The 23,546-nt window shown below is 63.4% G+C and carries 24 protein-coding genes and 1 pseudogene; 13 read left to right on the top strand and 12 right to left on the bottom strand.

Annotated features, from left to right (window positions below; translation table 11 throughout):
• From G6N73_RS29025 to G6N73_RS29050, 6 genes and pseudogenes are all read left to right on the top strand, one after another.
• A pseudogene (locus G6N73_RS29025) lies at positions 1–244 on the top strand (MBL fold metallo-hydrolase); the annotation flags it as partial.
• A 20-nt stretch (positions 245–264) separates the two neighbouring features.
• Positions 265–1,875, top strand: coding sequence for an FAD-dependent oxidoreductase (locus G6N73_RS29030; protein WP_165033450.1), 1,611 nt, complete (start codon positions 265–267; stop codon positions 1,873–1,875).
• Complete coding sequence (locus G6N73_RS29035) at positions 1,872–2,072, top strand: DUF2783 domain-containing protein (RefSeq protein WP_165033451.1); 201 nt, start codon at positions 1,872–1,874, stop codon at positions 2,070–2,072. Before G6N73_RS29030 ends, G6N73_RS29035 begins: the two co-directional genes overlap by 4 nt.
• Positions 2,073–2,258: 186 nt before the next feature.
• Entirely contained in the window at positions 2,259–2,450 is a 192-nt protein-coding gene (locus G6N73_RS29040; protein ID WP_246252666.1) for a hypothetical protein, read from the top strand.
• A 1-nt stretch (position 2,451) separates the two neighbouring features.
• Positions 2,452–3,171, top strand: a complete 720-nt coding sequence (locus G6N73_RS29045) for a TniB family NTP-binding protein (protein WP_246252667.1) — start codon at positions 2,452–2,454, stop codon at positions 3,169–3,171.
• A gap of 157 nt (positions 3,172–3,328) precedes the next feature.
• Positions 3,329–4,111 (top strand): TniQ family protein, encoded by a 783-nt coding sequence (locus tag G6N73_RS29050; RefSeq protein WP_343044783.1) that lies wholly within the window; start codon positions 3,329–3,331, stop codon positions 4,109–4,111.
• A gap of 486 nt (positions 4,112–4,597) precedes the next feature.
• Here G6N73_RS29050 and G6N73_RS29055 read toward each other — a convergent pair whose 3' ends face one another.
• The 8 genes from G6N73_RS29055 to G6N73_RS29085 all read right to left on the bottom strand — a co-directional run bounded on the left by G6N73_RS29055 (position 4,598) and on the right by G6N73_RS29085 (position 11,328).
• Positions 4,598–5,782 (bottom strand): acetyl-CoA C-acetyltransferase, encoded by a 1,185-nt coding sequence (locus G6N73_RS29055; protein ID WP_165033452.1) that lies wholly within the window; start codon positions 5,780–5,782, stop codon positions 4,598–4,600.
• Between the two features lie 48 nt (positions 5,783–5,830).
• Positions 5,831–6,058, bottom strand: coding sequence for an aldo/keto reductase (locus tag G6N73_RS37345; RefSeq protein ID WP_343044784.1), 228 nt, complete (start codon positions 6,056–6,058; stop codon positions 5,831–5,833).
• Positions 6,046–6,360: an aldo/keto reductase gene (locus tag G6N73_RS37350; RefSeq protein ID WP_246252668.1), complete on the bottom strand. Its 315-nt coding sequence runs from the start codon at positions 6,358–6,360 to the stop codon at positions 6,046–6,048. The genes G6N73_RS37345 and G6N73_RS37350 overlap by 13 nt, the downstream gene beginning before the upstream one ends.
• Before the next feature lie 176 nt (positions 6,361–6,536).
• Entirely contained in the window at positions 6,537–7,352 is an 816-nt protein-coding gene (locus G6N73_RS29065; protein ID WP_165033465.1) for an oxidoreductase, read from the bottom strand.
• A 46-nt stretch (positions 7,353–7,398) separates the two neighbouring features.
• Positions 7,399–8,250, bottom strand: coding sequence for an alpha/beta fold hydrolase (locus tag G6N73_RS29070; protein ID WP_165033453.1), 852 nt, complete (start codon positions 8,248–8,250; stop codon positions 7,399–7,401).
• 29 nt (positions 8,251–8,279) lie between these two features.
• Positions 8,280–9,281 carry an NADP-dependent oxidoreductase gene (locus G6N73_RS29075; protein ID WP_165033454.1) on the bottom strand — a complete coding sequence of 334 codons (1,002 nt, stop codon included), beginning with the start codon at positions 9,279–9,281 and terminating at the stop codon, positions 8,280–8,282.
• A 102-nt stretch (positions 9,282–9,383) separates the two neighbouring features.
• Positions 9,384–10,478: an alkene reductase gene (locus G6N73_RS29080; RefSeq protein WP_165033455.1), complete on the bottom strand. Its 1,095-nt coding sequence runs from the start codon at positions 10,476–10,478 to the stop codon at positions 9,384–9,386.
• A 61-nt stretch (positions 10,479–10,539) separates the two neighbouring features.
• Positions 10,540–11,328 carry an SDR family NAD(P)-dependent oxidoreductase gene (locus G6N73_RS29085; RefSeq protein WP_165033456.1) on the bottom strand — a complete coding sequence of 263 codons (789 nt, stop codon included), beginning with the start codon at positions 11,326–11,328 and terminating at the stop codon, positions 10,540–10,542.
• A gap of 111 nt (positions 11,329–11,439) precedes the next feature.
• Between G6N73_RS29085 and G6N73_RS29090 the strand changes: the two genes are divergently transcribed.
• Positions 11,440–12,003, top strand: coding sequence for a TetR/AcrR family transcriptional regulator (locus tag G6N73_RS29090; RefSeq protein ID WP_165033466.1), 564 nt, complete (start codon positions 11,440–11,442; stop codon positions 12,001–12,003).
• Between the two features lie 152 nt (positions 12,004–12,155).
• Here G6N73_RS29090 and G6N73_RS29095 read toward each other — a convergent pair whose 3' ends face one another.
• The 4 genes from G6N73_RS29095 to G6N73_RS29110 are packed head-to-tail and all read right to left on the bottom strand — an operon-like array spanning position 12,156 to position 16,330.
• Complete coding sequence (locus G6N73_RS29095) at positions 12,156–13,292, bottom strand: iron-containing alcohol dehydrogenase (protein ID WP_246252669.1); 1,137 nt, start codon at positions 13,290–13,292, stop codon at positions 12,156–12,158.
• Positions 13,285–14,211 (bottom strand): dihydrodipicolinate synthase family protein, encoded by a 927-nt coding sequence (locus tag G6N73_RS29100; protein WP_165033457.1) that lies wholly within the window; start codon positions 14,209–14,211, stop codon positions 13,285–13,287. Before G6N73_RS29100 ends, G6N73_RS29095 begins: the two co-directional genes overlap by 8 nt.
• Entirely contained in the window at positions 14,208–15,158 is a 951-nt protein-coding gene (gene pdxA / locus G6N73_RS29105) for a 4-hydroxythreonine-4-phosphate dehydrogenase PdxA (protein WP_165033458.1), read from the bottom strand. Before pdxA ends, G6N73_RS29100 begins: the two co-directional genes overlap by 4 nt.
• Positions 15,155–16,330: a sialidase family protein gene (locus G6N73_RS29110; protein ID WP_165033459.1), complete on the bottom strand. Its 1,176-nt coding sequence runs from the start codon at positions 16,328–16,330 to the stop codon at positions 15,155–15,157. The genes pdxA and G6N73_RS29110 overlap by 4 nt, the downstream gene beginning before the upstream one ends.
• A 349-nt stretch (positions 16,331–16,679) precedes the next feature.
• Between G6N73_RS29110 and G6N73_RS29115 the strand changes: the two genes are divergently transcribed.
• The 6 genes from G6N73_RS29115 to G6N73_RS29140 all read left to right on the top strand — a co-directional run bounded on the left by G6N73_RS29115 (position 16,680) and on the right by G6N73_RS29140 (position 23,406).
• Entirely contained in the window at positions 16,680–18,125 is a 1,446-nt protein-coding gene (locus G6N73_RS29115; RefSeq protein ID WP_165033468.1) for an ABC transporter substrate-binding protein, read from the top strand.
• Between the two features lie 76 nt (positions 18,126–18,201).
• Positions 18,202–19,116 carry an ABC transporter permease gene (locus tag G6N73_RS29120; protein WP_165033460.1) on the top strand — a complete coding sequence of 305 codons (915 nt, stop codon included), beginning with the start codon at positions 18,202–18,204 and terminating at the stop codon, positions 19,114–19,116.
• 10 nt (positions 19,117–19,126) lie between these two features.
• Positions 19,127–20,062, top strand: coding sequence for an ABC transporter permease (locus G6N73_RS29125; protein WP_165033461.1), 936 nt, complete (start codon positions 19,127–19,129; stop codon positions 20,060–20,062).
• Complete coding sequence (locus tag G6N73_RS29130) at positions 20,055–21,674, top strand: ABC transporter ATP-binding protein (RefSeq protein WP_165033462.1); 1,620 nt, start codon at positions 20,055–20,057, stop codon at positions 21,672–21,674. Before G6N73_RS29125 ends, G6N73_RS29130 begins: the two co-directional genes overlap by 8 nt.
• The gene (locus G6N73_RS29135; protein ID WP_165033463.1) at positions 21,671–22,711 is read left to right on the top strand and encodes a four-carbon acid sugar kinase family protein; all 1,041 of its coding nucleotides are present in this window, start codon (positions 21,671–21,673) and stop codon (positions 22,709–22,711) included. The genes G6N73_RS29130 and G6N73_RS29135 overlap by 4 nt, the downstream gene beginning before the upstream one ends.
• Positions 22,711–23,406: a FadR/GntR family transcriptional regulator gene (locus G6N73_RS29140; protein ID WP_165033464.1), complete on the top strand. Its 696-nt coding sequence runs from the start codon at positions 22,711–22,713 to the stop codon at positions 23,404–23,406. Before G6N73_RS29135 ends, G6N73_RS29140 begins: the two co-directional genes overlap by 1 nt.
• The last annotated feature ends 140 nt before the right edge of the window (positions 23,407–23,546 follow it).

Consider the following 23,546-nt stretch of genomic DNA (forward strand, 5'->3'; position numbering starts at 1 on the left):
ATTGGATTTCTTGCGATCGACCTATCGGCCGGTCGCCCGCATCGCGCGCGGCGGCGGTTCGCTGAAGCAGGCATGGGACGCCGCCCGAGCCGAATGCGATCCGAAATTCTCATCCTACGCGATCTACGAGCATTGCCTGCCTTTCAACGTGGCGCGGGCTTACGACGAGGCGCTGGGGATCGACACGCCCCGTATCTGGACGGCCGAGCGCGACCGCGAAATGTGGGACAGGCTGCAGGGCTAGGCCGCGCGCCTGGAGGAAAGATGCCGAGTTACAGCTACCAGCCTTTCGGCTACGCGCCGCCGCCGGAACTGTCGGGCAAGACGCCAGGGCGGTATCCAGTAGCGATCGTCGGCGCCGGCCCGACCGGGCTGTCCATGGCCATCGACCTGGCGCTTCGCGGTGTACCGTCGTTGGTGCTCGACGACAATGATGTGGTTTCGGTGGGCAGCCGGGCGATCTGCTGGGCCAAGCGGACGCTGGAGATCTTCGACCGGCTGGGTGTCGGAGAACGCATGGTCGAGAAGGGCGTGACATGGAAGATCGGGCGCGTCTTCCACGGCGACCGGGAGATCTACAGTTTCGACCTGCTGCCGGAGGACGGCCACAAGATGCCGGCCTTCATCAATCTCCAACAATATTATGTCGAACAGTATCTGGTCGAGCGCGCCCGTGATTTCCCCGACCTGATCGATCTGCGCTTCAAGAACAAGGTCATCGGCGTAGCCAAGCTCCCCGACGGCGCCGCGGCGAGCGTGGAGACGCCTGATGGGCCGTACAGGCTGGAAGCGGACTATCTGCTCGCCTGCGACGGCGCGAAGTCGATCGTGCGTTCCGCGCTGGGGCTGGAATTTGCCGGCCGGCTGTTCGAGGAGCGTTTCCTCATCGCCGATATCGAGTTGAAGGCCGATTTTCCCTCCGAGCGGCGATTCTGGTTCGAGCCTACTTTCCATGCAGGCCAGTCGGCGCTGCTGCACAAGCAGCCGGACAACATCTACCGCATCGACTTGCAACTCGGCTGGGACGCCGATCCGGAAAGAGAACGGCGGCCGGAAAACGTCAGGCCGCGCATCGAGCGCGTGCTCGGGCGTTCCGATTTCGAAATCGACTGGGTTTCGGTCTACACATTCCAGTGTCGCCGGCTTGAGCGCTTCGTGCACGACCGCGTGATCTTCGTCGGCGACAGCGCACATATCGTTTCGCCGTTCGGCGCGCGCGGCGGCAATGGCTGCATCCAGGATGTCGATAATCTTGGCTGGAAGCTGGTTGCTGTCGTAAAGGGGCAGGCCGGGCAGGGGCTGATCGATAGCTACAATGACGAGCGCATCCGCGGCGCCGACGAGAACATCGCCCATTCCTCGCGCGCAACCAACTTCATGACGCCGAAATCCGCCATGGAGAAGATGCTGCGCGATGAGGTGCTCGATCTCGCCGCCGACATGGAGTTCGCCCGCAAGCTGGTCAATTCGGGCCGGCTTTCCGTGCCCTGTTCGGTGGCCGGGCTGCGATTGCAGACACCGTCGCCGGAAGCGATTCTCGACCCCGGCGCAGCGTGCAAGGATGCCCCGCTGAGGCGCGCCGGCGACGATGTCTGGCTGCTCAATCTGCTGGGCGGGGATTTTGCCTTGCTCTCCTTCGGCGAGCATCCGCGGATCGAGGCGAACGGCATCCGCCATATCCATGTCGCCCGACCGGGCGAAGGGGAGTTGCAGGATGTTTCCGGGCCGGCGTTCGAACGATATGGCGAGGGGCTGACCTATCTGGTGCGGCCGGACCAGCATGTGGCCGCGGCTTTCCGGACGCCGGACGCCGCTTCGATCAGAGCCGCGCACCGGCGCGCGTTCGACAATAGCCAGACAGGACAGAATCCATGATCGATCTCGGCCGCGACCACCTCGGAGCCGACGGTGACGTTTTCTATGCGGCGCTGCTCAAGGCGCACGAAGGGTTCTCGCCGGAGGACAGCGCCCGGCTCAATGCCCGGCTGGTGCTGATTCTCGCAAACCAGGTCGGGGACCGGGAAGTGCTGCAGGCGGCGCTCGAAAAAGCGATGGAGCGCTTCCACAGCTAGCGATCGACGGTTGCGGTCGCATATGGCTGACACGAAGGCGTGGGCGCATCGATCGTAGCGGGTGTGAGGCGGCGCTAGTCCTTGAGTTTTCCGAACATGTTCTCGACCCTGTGGCGCTGGCGGCAAAGCGTAACACATGACCGCTTGCATCGACGCGCCGCGAACGCGCGATCGGATGTCGAGAAGGTGACGCTCCGCCGACGGATCGCAGAGATTGCCGGCGGGCAAAAGCCATCGAAAATCGAGCTGCGCAATGCCGTGCGCAGAACCCACGCGGCAGAGGCCGCCAAACCCTATGATGCAATGCGCCCGGCGACGTCTGCGCCTGCCGAGCATCTCGTGCGTCAGAAGCGCCGTCCGCCGGTCGAGGATTGGTGAAATGGCGGACCATCTGCTCGACCACGTTCGTCCGTATCTCGACCGCAGTGTGGAAGACCGGATCGCCTACATCCGGGCACCGCGATGGATCGGACATCACGTTGCGAAGCAGGCACATGAGGGTCTTTCCGAATTGCTGTCCCGGCCGCCGGCGTTGCAGACCATCGGTTTGATGCTGGTCGGACCTTATGCCAACGGAAAAACAATGATCGCGGAACGGTTTGCAGTCGAGCATTTTAGAACTGTCGAGAGGCAAAAGAGTGTGGGTGGTGCAGACGCGGGAGGGCGCCGGCCTTGCCCATTTCTATGGAAGCATTCTACAGGCACTGCGGGCGCGACCGGCAACAGCCGGGATGTCGGCCGCAAGGCCGAACAGATCAATCATCTGTTCGACAGCCTGAAGCCCAAGATCCTGATCTTCGACGAATTCCACAATGCGTTACGCGGCCGGTCCCGGGATGTCGAGGCGGTTCTTGCGTTTCTCAGGCGGATCGGCCGTCAGTTTGACATCTCTCCGGTTCTGATCGGCGAGGTCGCCGTCTTCGACTTCGTCAACGCGACCAGCGAAATGGCAAGCCGGTTCGACCTGCTCGCGGTGGCACTATGGCGACGAGTTTCTCACGCTCCTCGACAGCCTCGAAGGCGCCTTGCCGCTCCCGCTGTTCCGATCTTTTCGATGAGAAGCTTGCGCGAAAGATCTTCCAGCATTCCGAGGGACTGACCGGCGAGATCATCGCGATCGTCACGACGGCGGCAGCCGCCGCGGCCAGGTCCGGTGCGGAGCGGATCACGAAGGCAGGACTTGACGAGCTGCGCTACATCCCGGTGTCGAAGCGCCGCCGGGCGCCGGTGCGTGACTGCCTGCTGTGAGTGGCGAAGTGACCGGATCGGGCTTTGCCATCGAAATCCGCGAGCGATACCGGGACGTCGTTCGGGATCGGTGGCCCGTGTGCATTGAACCGCGGCTGGACGAGCTGCTGTCCAGCTGGCTCCATCGCCTTGCTTTCGCGAATGGTATCGCACCGAGATCGTTCGCCGGCCTCCTTGGGCTTGGCGAGGGATTGTGGTCGGCCCGCCTTGACCTTCGGCTTCCGTGCGACGTCGCCACTCTGCTCGGCCGCCAGACAGACGTTTCGCAGGAAACAATCTCGGCGGTGGCGATGGCTAGTCGGGCACTGCCGCCGCTTTTGCTGCCGCTGCGCGAAAACGCCAAGCGTAACCGTTCGACCTGGATTCAATATTGTCCTTTTTGCCTTGCCTACGACGCTGCTCCGTATTTTCGTCGGCAGTGGCGACTGGCGTCGCGTGTTTCCTGCTTCGTGCACGGTTGCGGCCTTCGGGATCGATGTCCCGCCTGCCGCGGCGGGATTGCCGCCTTCGATCAGACGGAGCTGATCCCGCAGCACTTCTGCGCTCGATGCGGCTTCGATCTGTGCAGCGCCCCGAAGGCCTCTGTGAAGGCAGCGGCACGGCGACTGGAACGCGCGATCGACGATATCTGTCGTGTGGAGGTGGCCAAGGGGTCGCCGTCGATCAACGGTTTGGTTTCGCGTCTGCTACCGTGCGCCAGTCGTTGCCGATGTCACGTCGGCAAAGACCCTCACAAATCTTTCGACCTCGGCGCGCATCCGCTGTTTCGAGAGCCTTGCGGCGAAGCATGACGATTGGTTGGCCGCCGAAAGGATGCCACGATCGCGCTTCGGCGTCGGCTTATCCTGGCGGCAGGTGGCCATGATCGGTTGATCGCTCGCTTCACAGACCTGCTGGAGAAACACCAGGACTTGCTAAGGCCGAAGCGTTCATCGCCGCCCGGCACAGATCTTCCCGCGCTCCCAACGGCCTATGCACGTATCATGACCGCTACACATCATTGTGTGCGCTGGTCCGAAATCGCGTCAGTTTGAATTTCGGCTTACAATCCCAATCAGGACCCTGACGCTCCGGCCGGATAGGCAGCCCTTGCCCCATTCTCGGCAGCCGAAATCACGGCGAATTGGTCCGCTTACGCCTGTAATGCGAACGTACGAAGCAAATCGTGGTACGAATCTCGTCGGGCAGCCGTACGGGAACCAGACGAGAACTGCGTGCACGCTATAGCCCTCACGGCCCGCCTGAATCACTAGGCCGGAACTAGTTTTCTTTCCTTACTAGAGCGGTTCGAGTGCCAGAGCGATGCCCTGGCCGCCGCCGATACAAAGGGTGACGATACCTTTCGAGATTCCGTCGCGCTTCATCGAATAGAGAAGCCGTGTGGTGAGGATCGCTCCAGTGGCGCCGATCGGATGCCCATGCGCGACGGCACCGCCTTCGACGTTGACGATGTCCTCCGGCAGGCCAAGCTCTCGGATGATCGCGAGCGGCACGGCGGCGAAGGCTTCGTTGATCTCGATGCGCTCGACGTCGCCGAGGGTCCATCCGGCCTTTTCCAGCGCCTTGCGGACGGCTGGAACGGGACCAAGGCCGAAGAAGCCTGGCTCGACTGCCGCCACACCATAGCCTGCCAGACGCGCCATCGGCTCCAGACCTTTCGCATTGGCAAAGCCCCGCTCGGCGACGATCAACGCGGCCGCCGCGCTGTTCAGTCCCGGCGCGTTGCCGGCGGTGATCGTGCCGTCCGGGCGGAAGGCCGGCCTCAGCCGGGCGAGCGTCTCGACCGTGGTCTCGGGTCGCGGCGCTTCGTCATTCACGAAACTCTCCGTTCCCTTACGACCCTTGATCTCAACAGCGACGATCTCGTCGGCGAACAAGCCGCCATCCCGCGCAGCAACGAAACGCTGCTGCGAGCGTGCGGCGAAGGCATCCTGAGCCTCGCGGGTGATCTGCAATCTGGTGACGAGATCTTCCGTGTGCCAGCCGGAATGCTCACCCGAGAAGGCATCGTTCAGACCGTCGGTCAGCATGCTGTCGAGGATCTGGGCCGGACCCATCCGGTAGCCCCAGCGTGCTCCGTCCATTAGATAGGGCGCACGGTCCATATTCTCCATGCCGCCGGCAATGGCGGCATGGCTGTCGCCCGCGGCAATCTCGAGCGCTGCGGAGAGGATCGCCTGGGCGCCCGAACCACAGACGCGGTTGACGGTGAGCGCCGGGACCGACACCGGTAGACCTCCGCCAATGGCGGCCTGGCGCGCTGGGTTCATCCGGTTGCCGGCCTGGATGACATTGCCCATGATCACCGTTCCGATGTCGTCGCCCGAGAGTCCGGCGCGGCGCAGGGTCTCGCGGATCGCGATCGCCCCAAGTTCGGTGGCGGGCACGCCCTTCAACGTGCCGTTATAGGCTCCGATCGCGGTGCGGACCGGATGGGCGAGGACGATGTCGGGCTGAGTCATTTCAGATCTCCTGTGAAGACGCGTTTTGCGGCTTGGGAAGCTCCTGCGTCAGGCAACGGCGCGCGTCGTCGCACGAGGCGGCGCACCCGCCGGCGCGCTTGCCGCATTGAGGCGGGCGATCTGCTCTGCCGAAAGGGTCAGCGCAGCCGCGCCCAGATTGCTTTCGAGCTGTGCGAGCGACCGGGGTCCGATGATCGGCACCGCCCCATGAGTCCCGGCCCAGGCGATGGCGACACGATCGGGACTGGAGCCGGTCTGTTCGGCTACCTCCAGCACAGCGTCGATGGTGGCTGAGCGCTGCGGTGTGTTCTCCGCTTGGAACACGCGCCCACCAAACCGTTGGTGAATTTGGTGGCGAGCACGAAATCCTCGCGCCGCCCATCCAGCGCCTTGGCCAGTATCTCTTCCGACTGGCCGAACTGATAGACGTCGGCGGAATCGATGAAGTTGCCACCGGCCGCGGCATAGGCGTCCAGCATGGCGATCGCGGTCTCGGGATCGGCCCCATAGCCCCAGCCGGTGCCGAGCGCCAGCGTGGAAAGTTGGAGGCCGGTACGGCCGAACGTCAGATAGTCCATAGCTTTTGTCCTTGTAGTGCGGGACTAACCGGTCCCCTTGGTCTCATTTTGCTTCGGTTGCTCGTAGGGCCACACGTCGATCTGAACTCCGCGAGTGCGTTGGTCGAAGAGAGCGTCGAGGCGGCGCCAGAACTGCAATCCTCGAATGCCTTGGCTCGGCCGGGTCGAGGCCGCGATCAGCCCGGCATTCGGAATTGCTGGCGCAAGGGCTTGTCGAACATGCTCGCAGGCATGAGACGCCGCAGCAGGCTGATCTGCCACGCGACCTTGCCGACGGTGTAACGCTGCCGCGGGTGCTTGGCGGTGGCCGCCACAAGCACGGCGTCTGCTACGTTCTCGGGAGTATCAGCCGTTAGCTTCGATTTCTCGTAAAAGGCATGTACCCAAGCGCGCCCCGCGTCGTACTCCGTGATCATGGAATCCGGTCTCAGCGAGCTGTGGTCGAAGGAGCCTTGGACGGTGCCCGGCTCGATCAGCGAGACGCGGACGTTGAAGCCGCGGATTTCGTGGTCGAGCGACTCCGAATAGCCTTCGAGTGCATATTTGCTCGCTCCGTAATGTGCCGAGTACGGCGCCGGCACGAAACCCAGCGCCGAACTGATGTTGACAATGCGCCCTTCGCCCTGACGCCGCATCGAAGGCAGCACGGCATTGATCGTTCGCATGACACCGAACAGGTTGACATCGAACAGGCTCTGAACCTGAGCGACCGAAGATTCCTCGGCGCCCCCAAACATGCCCAAGCCGGCATTGTTGACGAGAACGTCGATACGCCCGGTGCTTTCGAGCACCGTCGAAACCAGCGAAGCGACAGAAGCTTCGTCGGTCACGTCACAAGCCAGCATCGTGACCTGACTCGGGCTGTTGCCATTCGGCTTGCGGCTCGTGCCGAAGACCCTGAAGCCGGCTCGTGCCAAGGCGTCGGCGCTCGCTCGGCCGATGCCGGACGAGGCTCCCGTTACCAGAGCTGTCCTTTTTGAATTTGAGGTCATCGTCGTCTCCAAAAACGGTTTAGCTTCTCCCAGCGACCCGCGCCGATCAGGCGACCAAGAAGGCCTTGGCCTTCGGCAGGAAGGTGTGGTGATACTGGAAGATGCCGCCATGCCCGGCGTCGGGGTAAAGGACGAGTTCGGCGCCGGGAATACGGCGGGCCAGGTCGGCCGAGTTCTCGCTCGGCACCATGATGTCGTGATCACCGTTCGCCACCAGCACGGGCGTGCGAATGGTGTCCAGCGGCTGCGGCGCTTGGCGGCCCCAGGCCTTGATCGCCTTCAACTGGCACAGAAAAGCCTTGAGGGAGACCGGCTTGTCACGATCGCTCGTCCGCTCCTTCAACCGTGCGAGAAACGCCTTGGCCGCCTGCCTGCCGTTGCTGCTGGAGGTGAAGAAGAGATAGAATTTGGGATCGCGGAAGGTGAACAGGCCTTTGATGATGAGCGGCCATGACACGGGACCGACCCGTTCGATCCCGGTCCCACCTGCAGGACCCGTTCCGGCCAGGATGGCGCGGCGGACGAGATCGGGCGCGTCGAAAAGGATCTGCTGCGCGACGAAGCCGCCGAGCGAAAATCCGATCAGGTCGACTGACTTCAGTCCCAGCGCACCGATTGCAGCGATCGTGTCGTTCGCCATTTCGGCGACGCTGAGCGGCGCTGTGCCGCCGGACACGCCGATCCCCCGATAGTCGAGCGCATAGACCGGCCGATCCGCCGCCAATCCCTCGACGATGCGGGGATCGAAATTGTCGAGGTTCGCGCCCCAATGGTTGAGCAGCAGCACCGGCACGCCAGTATCGGGCCCGACGCGGCGATAGGCGAAGCGCGTGCCGGCAGCCTCGACGTGGCGAGTCGCTGCAGTCTTCCAGTCGGCGTTACCGGTGTAGGTAGCCATGATCGTAATCTTTCTTTTGGTGGAGCGCGTCACTTGAGCGTGACGACGACCTTCCCCTTGGCGCGACCTGTCTCGATATAGGCGAAGGCCTCGTTCAGCTTTTCGAAGGGGAACACACGATCGACCACCGGGCGGATGGTGCCGTCTTCGATCGGCTTCGTGATACGGCCGAGTTGCTCGCCGTCGGCGCGCATGAAGAGGAAAGAATAGTCGACGCCCGCGCGCTTCGCCTTGCGCCGGATACCCGCGCTCATCAGGCGCAGCACGAGCCGAAGCACCGCATTCAAGCCCTGGGCGCGTGCGAAGGCGGGGTCGGGCGGACCGGAGATGGAGATCAGCTTGCCGCCAGGCTTCAGGACCTTCAGCGATTTTTCTAGGGTGCCGGCGTCGAGGCTGTTGAGGACGACGTCGTAGCCCGACAGCTCTTCTTCGAACTTCTGACTGCGATAGTCGATGACGACATCCGTCCCCAGCGCTTTCACCATGGCGGTATTGGCGGCGCTCGCCGTCGTCGCGACCGTCGCACCGAGATGCTTGGCAAGCTGGATGGCGAATGTTCCCACGCCGCCGGAGCCCGCGTGTATGAGGACCTTCTGCCCTTTTCGCAGACCGGCTCGCTCGACCAGCACCTGCCAGGCCGTCAGCCCAACCAGAGGGATGGAAGCCGCTTCGTCCATGGTGAGGTTCTTGGGCTTCAGCGCCACGTCAGCTTCGTTCACGGCAATGAATTCCGCGAATGTTCCGATCCGCCCATCGCGCGGTCGGGCATAGACCTCGTCGCCCGGCTTGAAGCGCTGGACTTTCGATCCGACCCGAACCACGGTTCCGGCCACGTCATGTCCCAGGATGAAGGGCGGGCGATAGGGCAGGATGAGCTTGAACTCTCCATCCCGGATCTTGGAATCCAGAAGATTGAGCCCGGCCGCGTGGATCTCGACCAGAACATCGTCATCCCGCAACGTCGGCTCCGGCATGTCGCCGAAGCGCAGGGCGCCCTTCTTCTTGTATCGATCGACGATGAAGGCCTTCATGATAGTCCGTTCTCCTTCCTGCCAGCGCCAGTCTCCGTCTGGAGAACCGTCGCTGCGGACACAATATGGATCGGGCCGCGCCGGCGCACGGCCTGAAAGGGGTCAGGCCCGGCTTTCGGCCGCCATGACGAGATAGTCGGTGTAGCCGGCGGAACCGCCGCCATAGAGCGTCGCCGGGTTGAACTCCGCCAACGGCGCGCTGGTCTTCAGCCGATCCACTAGGTCGGGATTGGCGATGAAGGGGCGGCCGAAGGCGAACAGATCGGCCTTGTCCTCGGCCAGCCGCGACGTAGCGAGGTCGAGATCATAGCTGTTATTGGCGATATAGGTGTTGGTGAAGCGCCGCCGGAGCGATCCGAAATCGAACGGCGCGACATCGCGCGGTCCGCCCGTGGCACCCTCGACGACATGGATGTAGACGATGCCCAAGGCGTCGAGTTGATCGACGATATAGCCGAACTGAGCCTGGGGGTCGCTGCTCGAGATACCGTTGGCGGGCGAGACGGGCGAAATGCGGATGCCGGTGCGTTCGGCTCCGACCTCGTCGACGACCGCAGCCGTAACGTCCAGCATCAGGCGGGCTCGATTCTCGATCGATCCGCCGTATGCGTCCGTTCGGACGTTGGCGCCGTCCTTGGCAAACTGGTCGAGCAGATAGCCGTTGGCGCCGTGGATCTCGACGCCATCGAAGCCGGCCTCAATGGCGTTCGCGGCTGCTTGCCGGAAATCGTTAACGATCCCCGGAAGCTCGTCGAGCTCAAGCGCGCGGGGTGCCGAGACATCGACGAAGCCATTGTTGACGAACGTCTTGGTTTCGGCCCGGATCGCCGACGGCGCAACCGGCGCCGCTCCGTTCTCCTGGAGGTCGACGTGCGAGACGCGGCCGACATGCCAGAGCTGCAGGAAGATCCGGCCACCCTTGGCGTGCACGGCGTCGGTGACCTTGCGCCAGCCGTCGATCTGCGCCTGGCAGTAGATGCCGGGCGTGTCCTGATAGCCCTGTCCCTGCTGCGAGATCTGCGTGGCCTCGGAAATCAGCAGGCCGGCCGACGCGCGCTGGCCGTAATACTCCGCGGCGAGATCGCCCGGGACGAAGCCCGGGCCTGCGCGATTACGCGTGAGGGGCGCCATAACGATACGATTGGAGAGGGTCAGCGAGCCGAGAGTATAGGGCTCAAACAGCATTTTGCTCGTCATAGGTCACCTTTGTTTGTCCCCGCCGCGGCGGGGTCGTTTATCGAAATGGCTTCGTTGGTGCTCAGGCGACCATGCGGTACCGCTCGGCGGGATGTTGGTTCCCATAGTTCGGGATCATGGCCTGGCGCGCGGCCTGAAGCGCATCCCACTGACCGGCGTCGGGAAGCGGCGGAATGGTCACGAGTTCACGGCGGTCGAAGCCGACCAGCGCCGCATCAACCAGATCGTCCACCTCCATCACGTTGGAGAGCGTATTGACGTCGGCGCCGACGTGCCCCCAGATCTCGGTTCGCGTTGTGGCGGGAAGCACGGCCTGGACGTAGACACCCTTCGGGGCGAGCTCGAGGCTGAGCCCCTGCGACAGGAACAGCACGAAAGCCTTGGTCGCGCCGTAGACCGTCATGCCGAACTCCGGCGCCAGGCCGACCACGGAGCCGATATTGACGATCGCCCCTTCGCCCGCTTTCGCAAGGCGCGGAGCGATAGCGCTGGCAAGCCGCAGAAGGGCTGTCGTATTGAGTGCCACCAGCCGCGTAACGTCGTCGGTGCTCTGCTCGATGAAGCTTCCGCCGATGGCCGTGCCTGCATTGTTGACAAGGATCCCGATGCGGGCGTCGTCGCGCAGCCGCGTCTCTACCGCTGCAAGATCGGCAGGTTGCGTAAGATCGGCTTGAATGATGTCGATCGCCACGCCGGTCTCCTGACGCAGGCGCGCCGAGAGCGCCTCCATTCGTGCCATGTCACGGGCAACCAGCACGAGGTCGTGCCCGCGGCGCGCGAAGCGCTCGGCATAGGAAGCTCCGATGCCGGTGGAGGCGCCGGTGATGAGGACTGACGGAATGGCGGTCATGGGGGTTGCTCTCTTTTCTGATGGGACCTATAATCATGACGGTCATCATGAATGATGCTAAATATGATGTGCATCATGTAAATGTCAACGGGGCCGGCGGAGAATTTTGAAATGAAGGTCAGTCGAGAGCAGATGGCGGAGAACCGTCACCGGATCCTGGATGCGGCCAGCTGGTTGTTTCGCGAGAAGGGTTTTGAGGCGGTCACTGTCGCCGAAGTGATGAATGCGGCAGGCCTCACCCATGGCGGCTTTTATGGCCATTTCAGTTCGAAGGACGACCTGATCGCGCAGACCCTTGCCCATGTCCTCGCCGCTGACTCAAGCGGAGGGGGCGATCTTCGCGCCTATGTGGATGCCTATCTTGCGCCCCGGCATCGCGACAACTGCGCCGGCGGTTGCCCGACGGCAGGCCTTGCCGCAGCCATCCGCCATCAGTCCCCGGCTGCACGCTCGGCCATGACTGAAGGCCTTCGATCGCAGATCGACCGTATCGGTAAGGCGCTCCCGGAGTTTGATGCGGCAGACAGACGCCGCGTGGCGATCGGAAGCTGGTCAGCGATGGTGGGGGCAGTGATCCTCGCCCGGGCGATCGACGACCCTGCGCTTTCGGATGAAGTTCTGGAACAGACGCGTGCCTGGATCGATGCAGGGCTTGGTAAACAGTTTGCCAGGTAGCCGAGCCCTCTGCATGAAGCCGAGAGCCCTTAGTGTCGCCGCCACGGGCTGGCACGCATAGCGAGCGACACGGACCTCACGAATGGGCCTTCCATCCGCACTCCGCAGCCGGCAAGGCCGGCACCGACGCGCCGAGCAGGCCCACAGGTCGATCAGAGAGCGCTTCGATAGATCGACAGAATGTCCTTAGTCCCGAGCGGCCGGGGGTTGTTGTCGATCAGGCGCTTTATGGCAAAAGCCTCCTCGGCCCAGATCGGCAAATCCTGCTCCTGCGCGCCATGGCGCGACAGGTGCATCTCGATGCCGAGCGCCTGGCAATAGTCCATGGCGCTCGTCAGAATGTCATTGGTATACGCACCGGCGCCGAGGGCCAGCATAGCGGCGACGCCAGCAGTCTTGTCCGGGCAGGCGGATGCATTGAAGGCCAGCACATGCGGGAAGATGACGGCATTGGCCAGTCCATGGGGAAGCTTGAGCCGCGTGCCCAGCGGATAGGCCAAAGCATGGCCACCGGCGGTGTTGACCGGCCCCAAGCACACCCCGCCGTAGTAGGACGCCAGCATCATGCCGGCTCGCGCCTCGGTATCCGCCCCGTCGCTGACGGCGCGTGGTAGGTAGCGGCCTACCAGCTCGATGCCGAGCCTGGCATAGCCGTCGATTAGCGGATGAGCCTTGATATTGGTGTAGGACTCGACGCAATGGGCTAAGGCATCGACTCCAGTGGCCGCGGTGACAGCCGCGGGAACAGAATAGGTCAGCTCGGGATCGAGCACGGCGATATCGGCGAGCATGTGCCGGCTTTCGACGGCCTGCTTGGCCAGCGTCTCGGGATTGGTGACGAGCGAGCGAATGCCCGCTTCGGAACCGGTGCCAGAGGTGGTGGGCACCTGTGCCAGCGCCGTGCGGCGCCCAGCGACCTTGTCGACGCCGATCACGTCGGGCACAGACTGTTCGCCGTCCCATAGTGCCGCCACAAGCTTGGCGACATCCATTACCGAGCCGCCACCCAGACCAACCACCAGATCCGGCTCGAAGGCCCGGGCAGCGGCTAGCACCGCCGCGACGGCCGGAAGGTCAGGCTCGGGCGGCAGGTCGATGAAGGTCTCGACCGCGCCCGTGAAGCCGATGCGCTCGGCAAAACCGACCGTGGGGGGCATGGCCACCACGAAAACCCGGCGATATGGCTCCGCCCATTGCGCCAGGCACGAGACTGAGCCCGCGCCGATCTCCAGCCGTGAGGGCTGCAGCAGCGTGATGGGGCGAGCCATGGAGAGATCGGCGTCAGACATTTTCCTGCGCCTCGAGTTCGGCCATGCGGGCCCAGACCGTTTCGATCTCGGCTGGCGACAACTCGACCAGCGGTGGCCGGAGCCGGGTCCAACCAGAATGATTGCGGCGATGGGCCAGCATGGCCTTGATGGTGGGCAACTGCACATAGGCATTGGAGAGATCGCGCCAGGCGTTGATGCGCTCCTGCGCCGCGTTGACCCGTGCCACCTGTTCTGGCTCGTGCCAATGGTCGAACACCACCCGCAAATGCTTGCCGATCAGGTTGGAGCTGGAGGTGATGCAGCCCGCTCCGCTCGACCGCAGCAGCGGCAGCATGAACGGATCGGCGCCAGCCAGCACCGAGAAACCCTCGAACCTGGCAAAAGTCTGCATGCTTTCGAGCTTGCCGGAGCTGTCCTTGATCCCCACGACCACGCCGGGGAAAGCGTCGAGCAGGCGTCCGACCAGTTCGACCGACAGCCCGACCTGGGCGATGGGCGGGATGTGGTAGAGCACAACGCGCAGGTCGTCGCGGCCGACGCCCTCGATGGCCTCCGCATAGAAGCGGAACAGGCCCTCGTCGCTGACGCCCTTGTAGTAGAAGGGCGGCAGCACGACCGTGGCCTTCACGCCGGCCTCCACGGCATGGCGCATCAGCGTGACGGTATCGGCAACATTGGTTTGCGAGGTGCCGGGCAGCAGGCGCTGCGGATCGACGCCTGATGCAATGACCGTGTCCAGCAGTGCCTGGCGCTGAGCGAGGCTGAAGGAGTTGGCCTCACCGGTGGTGCCTAATAGCGCGATGCCGTCGCAACCCTCATCCAGGAGTGCCCTGGCGTGGACCGCGAAGGTAGCGTGGTCAGGCGTGCCGTCTTCGAGCACCGGGGTGGCGGACGCGCAGAAGACACCGTGGATGGGGAGTTTCGTAGCAGGATTCATGACTTTGTCCCCGCGGCGAGGCGGCGCGCATAGGCGATGGCTTCGTTCAGATTGGTGTGGTTGGCCTTGCCGGTGCCGGCAATGTCGAAAGCCGTGCCGTGGTCGACCGAGGTCCGGTCGATGGGCAGCCCCAGCGAGACGTTGACGGCGGTATCGAAGGCCACCAGCTTGATCGGGATATGACCTTGGTCGTGATACTGCGCGACCACCAGGTCGAAGCCCCCGTTATAGGCGCGGTGATAGACCGTGTCGGCCGAGATCGGCCCCTGCACGTCGATGCCTTCGGCCCAGGCCATGGCGACGGCCGGCACCACCTGCACGTCATCCTCGGTGCCGAACAGCCCGCTTTCCCCGCAATGCGGATTGATGCCGGCGACGGCAATGCGCGGGGTGGCATAGCCGATGCGCTTGAGGTGATCGTTGCCAGCGCGAATGGTCGCTAAGATGCGCTCGGGCGTGGCACGGTCGATGGCGGTCTTGAGCGACACATGGGTCGAGACGTGGATGACCTTGAGGCGCTCCGAAGCCAGCAGCATGAAGGCCGACTTCTGCCCGGTCAGCGCCGCCAGCATGCCGGTATGCCCGTCATAGTGATGGCCGGCGAGATTGAGCGCTTCCTTGTTGATCGGCGCGGTGACGACGCAACCGATCTGGCCCGCCTCTGCGTCGCGCACGGCCCTCTCGATGAAGTGGAACGCAGCGTCGCCGGCACGCGGATCGAGCTTGCCCCAGGGCAGCGGCCCGCCTTCGATGGGCAGGTCGACGACAATGTCCTCAAGGCCGAGCACAAGGCTGGTGGCGACCAGCGCATTCTCCAGCGTTGCGCGATTGCCATAGATGCGCGTGCGGGCCCGATCGGCCGCGCCCATCTGTGCAATGGCGCGAACCGTGATTTCCGGACCGACGCCCGCGGGGTCGCCCATGGTGATGCCGATAACGTCGCTCAACTCAGTTCTCCGTCGATCCATCCCTTGGGGAGACGGACATATTTGATGGCCCGCCGGAAGTAGGTGTAGGCGACATGAATCGCGCCTTCCGGGTCCTGTAGCAGGTAAGGGTAGGACAGCTCTTTGTTGCGTCCGCCTATTGAATTGTTCGAAAGGCAGGTGCCGGGGCTGTCATCGATGATGCGGCGGAGCGGGAAGGTCTTGCCGCCGTCGGTGGAAACGCAGAGCGAGAGTGGCGCGCGCGGCACACCCCAGATGGGCGAGCAGCCGCCACTGGCATCGGGGCGGGCATCCCCTTCCTCGATCTCGTCATAGAGCGAGGCCCGCCGATCGCTGGAGGTGGCGGCCGAAGCTGGATTGCAAGCCATAGCCAACCGGCCGTCGGCGAGGCGAATGACGTTGATCGAGGAATTGTTGTTGGGCACGTCGGTCGGCTCGGGGGCAGACCAGGTCAACCCGCCGCCATCGCGGCTTTCCGAACGATGGACGAAATCGGACTGCCGGCGGCGATAGAAGGCCGCCATGTGGCTACCGTCGAGCGGCACGATGGTCATGTGCACCGAGCCCACCGAGCCGGGCACTTCCGACAGTGACCAAGTCCGGCCGTCGTCGGTACTGAGAGCGACGCCGGCGGTATCGAAACTGCCGTTCCAGCGCAGGCCGGGCCGGGAAATGCAGCGGAACACCGGCATCATCCAGGCACCATCGGCACGCCGCACGAAGCGGCCACGGATGAAGGTGCCGAGCGGCAGATCGATGGTGCGCGGCGCCCCTCTGGCAAGCGTACCGCCCGCAATCGACACTTCGCGCGCTCGCAACAGGCATTCATCCTGATTGCCCGACGGCTGTGCGGTGTGAAACAGCAGCCACTGCCCCTTCCGGTTCCGGGTGAGCACCGGGTTCTGCTCGGAGCGACGGGGGTCGTTGCTAAGCTGGACTGCCGGACTCCAAGCCGAGCTGCCGGGCGTCAGCGTGGACGCATAGACGGAGATGTCGGCCCTGCCCTCAAGCGTGCCTCCGAACCAAAGGCAGGCCAGCGTGCCATCATCTAGTTGTTCAATAAAAGCGGCGTGGTTCTGCACCATGGGCGAGGGCAAAAAGGCCTCGACACGGCCATCGGCCATGCGGTCCAGCGCACCCGTCATGCGGGCAGCGATCTCCTCCGGGGTCATGGTGGATCTCCTTCTCTGGCGTCGAAAATTCGCGGTTTCGCCGATGTTGTCAAGTTATGATTGCTGCATGAATGTCAAAGGATTTCATGTTCGTCGTTTTTTATACATATATTTCAGTGCATTAGAGATCATAGAACGTTGAACATACCGAAGATGCGAGGAATTCATTGACAACTAATGGGCGTAAATCGATAGTGCAGCGAGGTTGGCTCATGAGGCCGCCGATCAAGAGGCAAGGGCGACAAGCAGCATCGTCCTTGTTCGCACTGGCTGCAAAAGGGAGGTAGAATTGCTGTTCAAGCACTTGCTGGGTGGCGTGCTTCTGGCGTCGACTTCGATCGTTCCCGCCATGGCGCAGACCAACACCGACATCACCGTCGTGCTGAGCGAAGAGCTCGATCTTGTCGAGCCCTGCATGGCCACGCGATCCAATATCGGCCGCGTCATCATGCAGAATATCAGTGAAACGCTGACCGAGCTGGACGTGCGCGGCGATGCCGGCCTGATGCCGCGCCTGGCCGAAAGCTGGGAAGACCTGGGCAATGGCACCTGGCAGTTCAAGCTGCGTCAAGGCGTGACCTTCTCGGACGGCACCACCTTCGATGCCGCCGACGTCAAGCATTCGTTCGATCGCGTCTTCTCCGACCAGATCACCTGCGAGAGCAAGCGCTACTTCGCCGATACGGCCCTGACCTTCAATATCGTCGATGACAATACCATCGACATCCGGGCCGAGCCGGCACAGCCAATTCTGCCGCTGCTGATGACACTGGTGACTATCGTGCCGTCGGAAGCGCCGGTGGAGGTCCTGCGCGAGCCAATCGGCACCGGCCCCTATGTAATGTCCGAATGGGCCGCTGGCCAGCAGATCGTACTGACCCGCCGCGACGACTATTGGGGCACCCAGCCGGCCGTGACCAAGGCCACCTATGTGTTCCGCTCCGAGCCTGCCGTGCGTGCCGCCATGGTCGAAGCCGGCGAGGCCGACATCGCGCCGCAGATCACCCAGGAAGAAGCCACAAACCCGGCTACCGACTTCACCTACCCCAACTCGGAAACCGTCTATCTGCGCATCGACCAGACCATTGAGCCGATGGGCGACCTGCGCGTGCGCCAAGCCCTCAATGCCGCAATCGATCGCGAGGCCTTCATCGGCACCGTGCTGGCTGAAGGCACCGAACTGGCCGTGGCCATGGTGCCCCCGACCACGCTCGGCTGGAACGCTGACCTTGAACCTCCGGCCTTCGATCCCGAAAAGGCCAAGGAGCTGCTCGCAGCCGCTGCGGCTGACGGCATCAATACCGGCGCGCCGATCGAAGTTATCGCCCGCACTGAGAACTTCCCGCATGTGACCGAAGTGGGCGAAGTGATCGTGCAGATGCTCAATGATGTCGGCTTCAAGGCAACCCTGCGCATGGTGGAAGTGGCCGAGCACGAGCAGTACTATTCCAAGCCGTATCCGGAGGGTCGTGTGGCCCAGCTGCTAATGGCCCAGCACGACAATTCGCGCGGCGACCCGGTCTTCTCTATGTACTTCAAGTATCACAGCCAGGGCACCCAGTCGGGCGTCAACGACCCCAAGGTCGATGAACTGATCGAAAAGGCGACTGCTGCAACGGGGGATGAACGCGCTGCCCTGTGGTCCGAGCTCTTCGCCTACGTCCAGAAGGAAATCGTCGCCGACGTGCTGCTGTTCCACATGGTGGGTCACAGCCGGGTGGGCGAGCGTATCGACTTCAAGCCGACCATAGCCACCAACTCGCAGCTGCAGCTGAGCGAAATCAGCTTCAAGTAAGCGCCTCCCGGCCTTACGCTCTGCGATGCCGGAGACACACTCCTGCATCGCGCTTCTTCACATTGGGTAACCGGCCATGACCAAAATGATCGGACAGCGCGCCATCGCCAGCCTGCTGTCCCTGCTGGGACTGATGATCCTGGTGTTCTTCCTGTCGCGGCTGACCGGCGACCCCGCCGTGCTGTTTCTGCCGATCGATGCCACCGAGCAGATGAAGGAAGAGTTTCGTGCCTTGCATGGCCTGGACCGTCCGATCATCGAGCAGTTCGGTGCCTACGTCTGGGACCTCCTGCATCTCGATTTCGGCGATTCCCTGCGCAAGGCGCGGCCCGCCATTGACGTCGTGCTGGAAGCTTATACCTGGACGCTGCCCCTGGCACTGATCACCATGGCCCTCGTCATGGTTGCGGCTATCGTGCTCGGTGCGCTCGCAGCCTTCAAGGTCGGCGGCTTTTTTGACCGGCTGGTCTCAATCGTTTCGCTGGTCGGCGCTTCCGCCCCCGATTTCTGGATCGCCATTGTCGCCATCGTCATCTTCTCAATCAATTTCGGCTGGTTGCCGACCTCGGGCGTCGGCACGCCGCTGCACTGGGTGCTACCGATTGCGGTGCTGTTCATCCGGCCATTCGGGTTGATCGTGCAGGTAGTACGCGGCTCGATGTTGTCGGCGCTGGGTGCGGCCTATGTGAAGACAGCTCGCGCCAAGGGCGTCAAGAACCGCCCGCTCATCTTCGTGCATACTTTGCGCAACGCTATGTTGCCGGTGATCACCGTCATGGGCGACCAGGCCGCGGCCCTGCTCAACGGCGCGGTGATCGTCGAAACTATTTTCGGCTTTCCCGGCATCGGCAAGCTGATGATCGACTCCATCCTGCAGCGCGATTTTAACGTGGTGCTGACTGCCATCATGGTCACGGCTATCGCCATTTTCATCATGAACATCCTGATCGACATCGCCTACGGCGTGCTCGATCCGCGCATCCGGCAGTAGGAGACCGGCCATGACCGATCTGTCCTCCGCCAAACCGGCCGACATTCCCCGCTCGGAATCTGCTGCTTTGCTTGCCATGCTCTGGCGCGACAAGCTCGCGTTCGTATCGGCCGTGATGTTGCTGGTCATCGTTCTATTTGCCGTGCTCGGCCCTGCGCTGCTCGGAGATGCTGCCGGCGCGCAGAACCTGCGCGGGCGCAACAGCCCGCCCTTCGATCTGGCGCACGGCTGGGCCTTTGTGCTGGGTGGTGATTCGTTGGGTCGGCCCATGCTGCCGCGCCTGATCGTTGCCGCCAGCAGCACCATGGGCGTGGCAGCAGGGGCGGTTCTCTCCGCCCTCGTCGTCGGCGCGGCGTTCGGCCTTGTCGCCGGGTACCTCGGCAAGAATGTCTCGCAGGTGATCATGCGGCTGGCCGACGTGATTATGTCCTTCCCGTCGCTATTGATCGCGGTGGTGGTGCTCTATGTGCTGGGCCCCTCCATCCCCAATCTGGTGCTGGTTCTCGCGATCACCCGCATACCGATCTACCTGCGCACCACGTGCGCCGAGGTACTCGAAGTGCGCGAGCGCATGTTCGTGCAGGCAGCGACCGTCATGGGGGCCTCGCATACCCGCATCATTCTCCGTCATATCCTGCCGATAGTGGCGCCGACGCTGATGACAATCGCCACGCTCGACTTCGCCTTCGTCATGCTGGCGGAATCCTCGCTGTCGTTTCTCGGCATCGGCATTCAGCCGCCCAACATCACCTGGGGGCTGATGGTCAGCCAGGGTCGGCCCTATCTTAGTTCCGCCTGGTGGCTGGCATTTTGGCCCGGCCTGATGATCGTCATCACCGCCCTTTCGCTCAACCTGCTGTCGAACTGGATGCGCGTGGCGCTGGACCCGGCACAACGCTGGCGGCTCGAGGCGCGCAGCACCAAGGGGGGCACCGCCAATGGCTGACGCCCTGCTCGAAGTCCGCAAACTATCCATCGATTTCCACACGGCGCGCGGCACCGTGCATGCCGTTCGCAATGTCAGTTGGTCAATCAATCGCGGGGAAACCCTGGCAGTCCTCGGCGAAAGCGGCTCCGGCAAGTCCGTCTCCGCTTCCGCTGTGATGAACTTGCTCGACATTCCCCCCGCCCAGATCGTGTCCGGCGAGATTCTGTTCGAGGGAAAAGATCTGCTCAAGGCCAGCCAGGAAGAGCGGCGCGCGCTCAACGGCAAGCGCATCGCCATGATCTTCCAAGACCCGCTGAGCCACCTCAACCCGGTCTACACAGTCGGCTGGCAGATCGTGGAAATGATGACGGCCCACGGCCGGCCGGCCGATGCGGCGCGGGCCCGCGCGCTTGAGCTCATCGCCCGCGTCGGGCTGCCTGAGCCCAAACAGGCGATGCGCAAATATCCGCATCAGTTCTCCGGCGGTCAGCGACAGCGGCTGATGATCGCTATGGCGCTGATGCTCAAGCCCGACATCCTGATCGCCGACGAGCCAACCACCGCGCTTGACGTCACCATCCAGGCCGACGTGCTGGCCCTGCTCAAGGAATTGCAAGCCGAGACGGGCATGGGGCTGGTGCTGATCACCCATGACCTGGGTGTCGTCGCCGAGATTGCCGACCGCGTCGTGGTGATGAGCCAAGGCGAAATCGTCGAGGCGGGCACGCCCCGGAACATCTACCACAATGCCACCCACCCCTATACGCGCAAGCTGATTGCCGCTGCGCCAGGCAAGGGTGCGGTCAAGCACGTCGACGCCGCGGCGCCCGTGCTGCTCGACGTCCAAAAGCTGCGCAAGACCTATGGCGGGTTCACCGCCCTCAACGATGTGTCGCTGATCCTGCACAAGGGGCAGAGCCTGGCCGTGGTGGGCGAAAGCGGCTCGGGCAAGTCGACGCTGGCCAAGACGCTGTTGCGCCTCGAAGCCGCCGATAGCGGCGCGGCCTTATGGAAGGGGTGTAACCTCATTGCCATGTCCGCACGTGAACTGCTCGGTGTGCGGCGGGAAATCCAGATGGTGTTCCAGGACCCTACCCAGTCACTCAATCCGCGCATGTCGGTCTACGATCTGATCGCCGAGGGCTGGGACATTCACCGCCTGATCCCGGACAAGGTGGCACGCCGGCGGCGGGTCGCCGAGTTGCTCGAACAGGTCGGGCTCCTGCCCGAGCACGCGCAGCGCTATCCGCATCAGTTCTCAGGCGGGCAGCGCCAACGCATCGCCATTGCCCGCGCATTGGCCCTGGAGCCGGATCTCATCATCTGCGACGAGGCCGTGTCGGCACTCGACGTATCGATCCAGGCCCAGGTGATCGCCCTGCTCGACGATCTGCGTAAGCGCCTGGGCATCTCGTTCCTGTTCATTGCACACGATCTGGGCGTGGTGCGGGACTTCGCGGACACTGTCGTCGTGATGAAATCAGGCGAGATCGTCGAACGTGGCCCCACTTCGCTCATCTTCGATAACCCGCGTCACCCCTATACCCAGCGCCTGCTTGCCGCCAACCTGGACCCTGACCCTGACGTCCAGGCCCAGCGTCGCGCCGCCGCTGGCCGGGCCGGGGCATGACGCGGCTGGCCATCATTGCCGATGATCTGACAGGGGCTTTGGATTCGGCCGCGCCTTTTGCCATGCGCGGCGAAGGGACAATGGTGGCCGTTACGCCCAACGCCCTGAAGGAGGTACTGGCGACGGGCGCTTCGGTGGTCGGAGTATCGACCAACAGTCGCGAGCTTTCGCCGGAAGCCGCGAGGGCCAGAGTGTGCGAAGCGATTGCTGAGCTTCCAGACGGGATAGCGATCTTCAAAAAGGTCGATTCTCGCCTTAAGGGAAACATTTCGGCGGAGCTTGACGCCATTGCCTACCGTCACGCGCTGGTGGCCCCCGCAATACCCAGCTTTGGGCGCATCGTGCGGGATGGCATGGTGGAAGGTTTCGGCGTCTCCGAGCCAATTGACATAGCCGGCCGTCTCGGGGCGCATGCGGCACGCGCGTCGATCCCAGACACCCTCTCGCAGACGGAATTGGACGAGACGCTGGCGCTGGACCGCGATCTGCTGGTGGGGGCGCGTGGCCTGGCCGAGGCGCTGGCCCGGGAGATCGCTCCGGATGGTGAGACACCAAGTATGGATCTAGCGGGACGTCGGGTAATGTGTGTCATTGGATCGACAGACCCTATCACCATAGCCCAACTGGTCCGACTGCGCGAAACGGACCTAACTGTGGCGTACGTTCCGGCGCCATCCGGCATAGCGCCGCCCGACTTGCCTCCGCAAGCGCGCGTTACCATTCTCCAGGCCGTCCCAGGCGCCTCTCCAATCGATGCGTTCGAGGTTTCGCAGCAACTTGCGACCTCACTTTCTCGGTTTCAGCCTGACTCCGACACGCTGCTGGTTATCTCTGGTGGCGCGACGGCCCAGGTGGTACTGGAGCAATTGGGCCTTGTGTCCCTTCAGATCGTTGGCGAGGCACTTTCCGGCCTGCCTATTGCCCGCGCTGGCGGGTTCACGTTAGTCACGAAGTCTGGGGGATTTGGGGTTCCGGATACTCTTGTCCAACTCCTTTCCCGCGATGTTTCTATGACTGGGAAGAGTGTCGGTTCGTGATGTCGGAAGGGCTTGCTGTACGGCGGACTCTGTCGGAAGCGGTGTTTGATCGCTTGCAGAAGGCCATCAAATCCGGCGCGTACGCCGTCGACGAACGCCTGCCGACGGAACACGCCCTGGCGGCCGAATTCCAGGTCTCCCGCCCGGTGGTCCGCGATGCCCTACAGAAGCTGCGTGACCGGGGGCTAATCTATTCCCGCCGCGGTGCTGGCAGCTTCGTGCGCGAACACGGGTTGCGCGAGCCGCTCGGCTTCGGCCAGATGGAGAATCTTTCCGACCTGCAGCACTGCTACAATTTTCGCCTCACCATCGAGCCAGAAGCGGCCGCCATGGCGGCCACGCGCGCCACCGAGGCCGACAAGCAAAAGATCAAGGCGGCGCTAGACCTGCTGCGCGACGCCACCAACCGGCACGCGCATCGGGCTGACGCAGACTTCATGTTCCACCTCGGCATAGCCCAGGCCTCAGGCAATCCCTATTTCGCCACTGCCATGAAGGCGCTGGAAGACCATATCGCCGTGGGCATGCGGTTTCACGGCCTGTCGCTGCGCGGCACGCAAGACGGGCTTCAGCATGTGTTCAACGAGCACACTGCGGTCTACGAAGCCATTCGCGACAGCGATGCAGAGGCCGCGCGGCGGCTTATGCGCGAGCATTTGGAAGGCTCGCGCAAGCGGCTGTTTTCAAGCACATAAGCTCGCCGGAGCGTGAACGTCTGGTTCGGAGAACCGTCGGGAACGGCGGCTTATGGCGCAACCGCGATCTCCAGCGTGGTCGCCGCAAACGTCCTGTTTCAGGTGGTGGCAAAGGCATCCGCAACGGCCGATATCGGGCG

This window comes from Allomesorhizobium camelthorni (genome assembly GCF_011045125.1).
Lineage (GTDB): Bacteria > Pseudomonadota > Alphaproteobacteria > Rhizobiales > Rhizobiaceae > Allomesorhizobium > Allomesorhizobium camelthorni.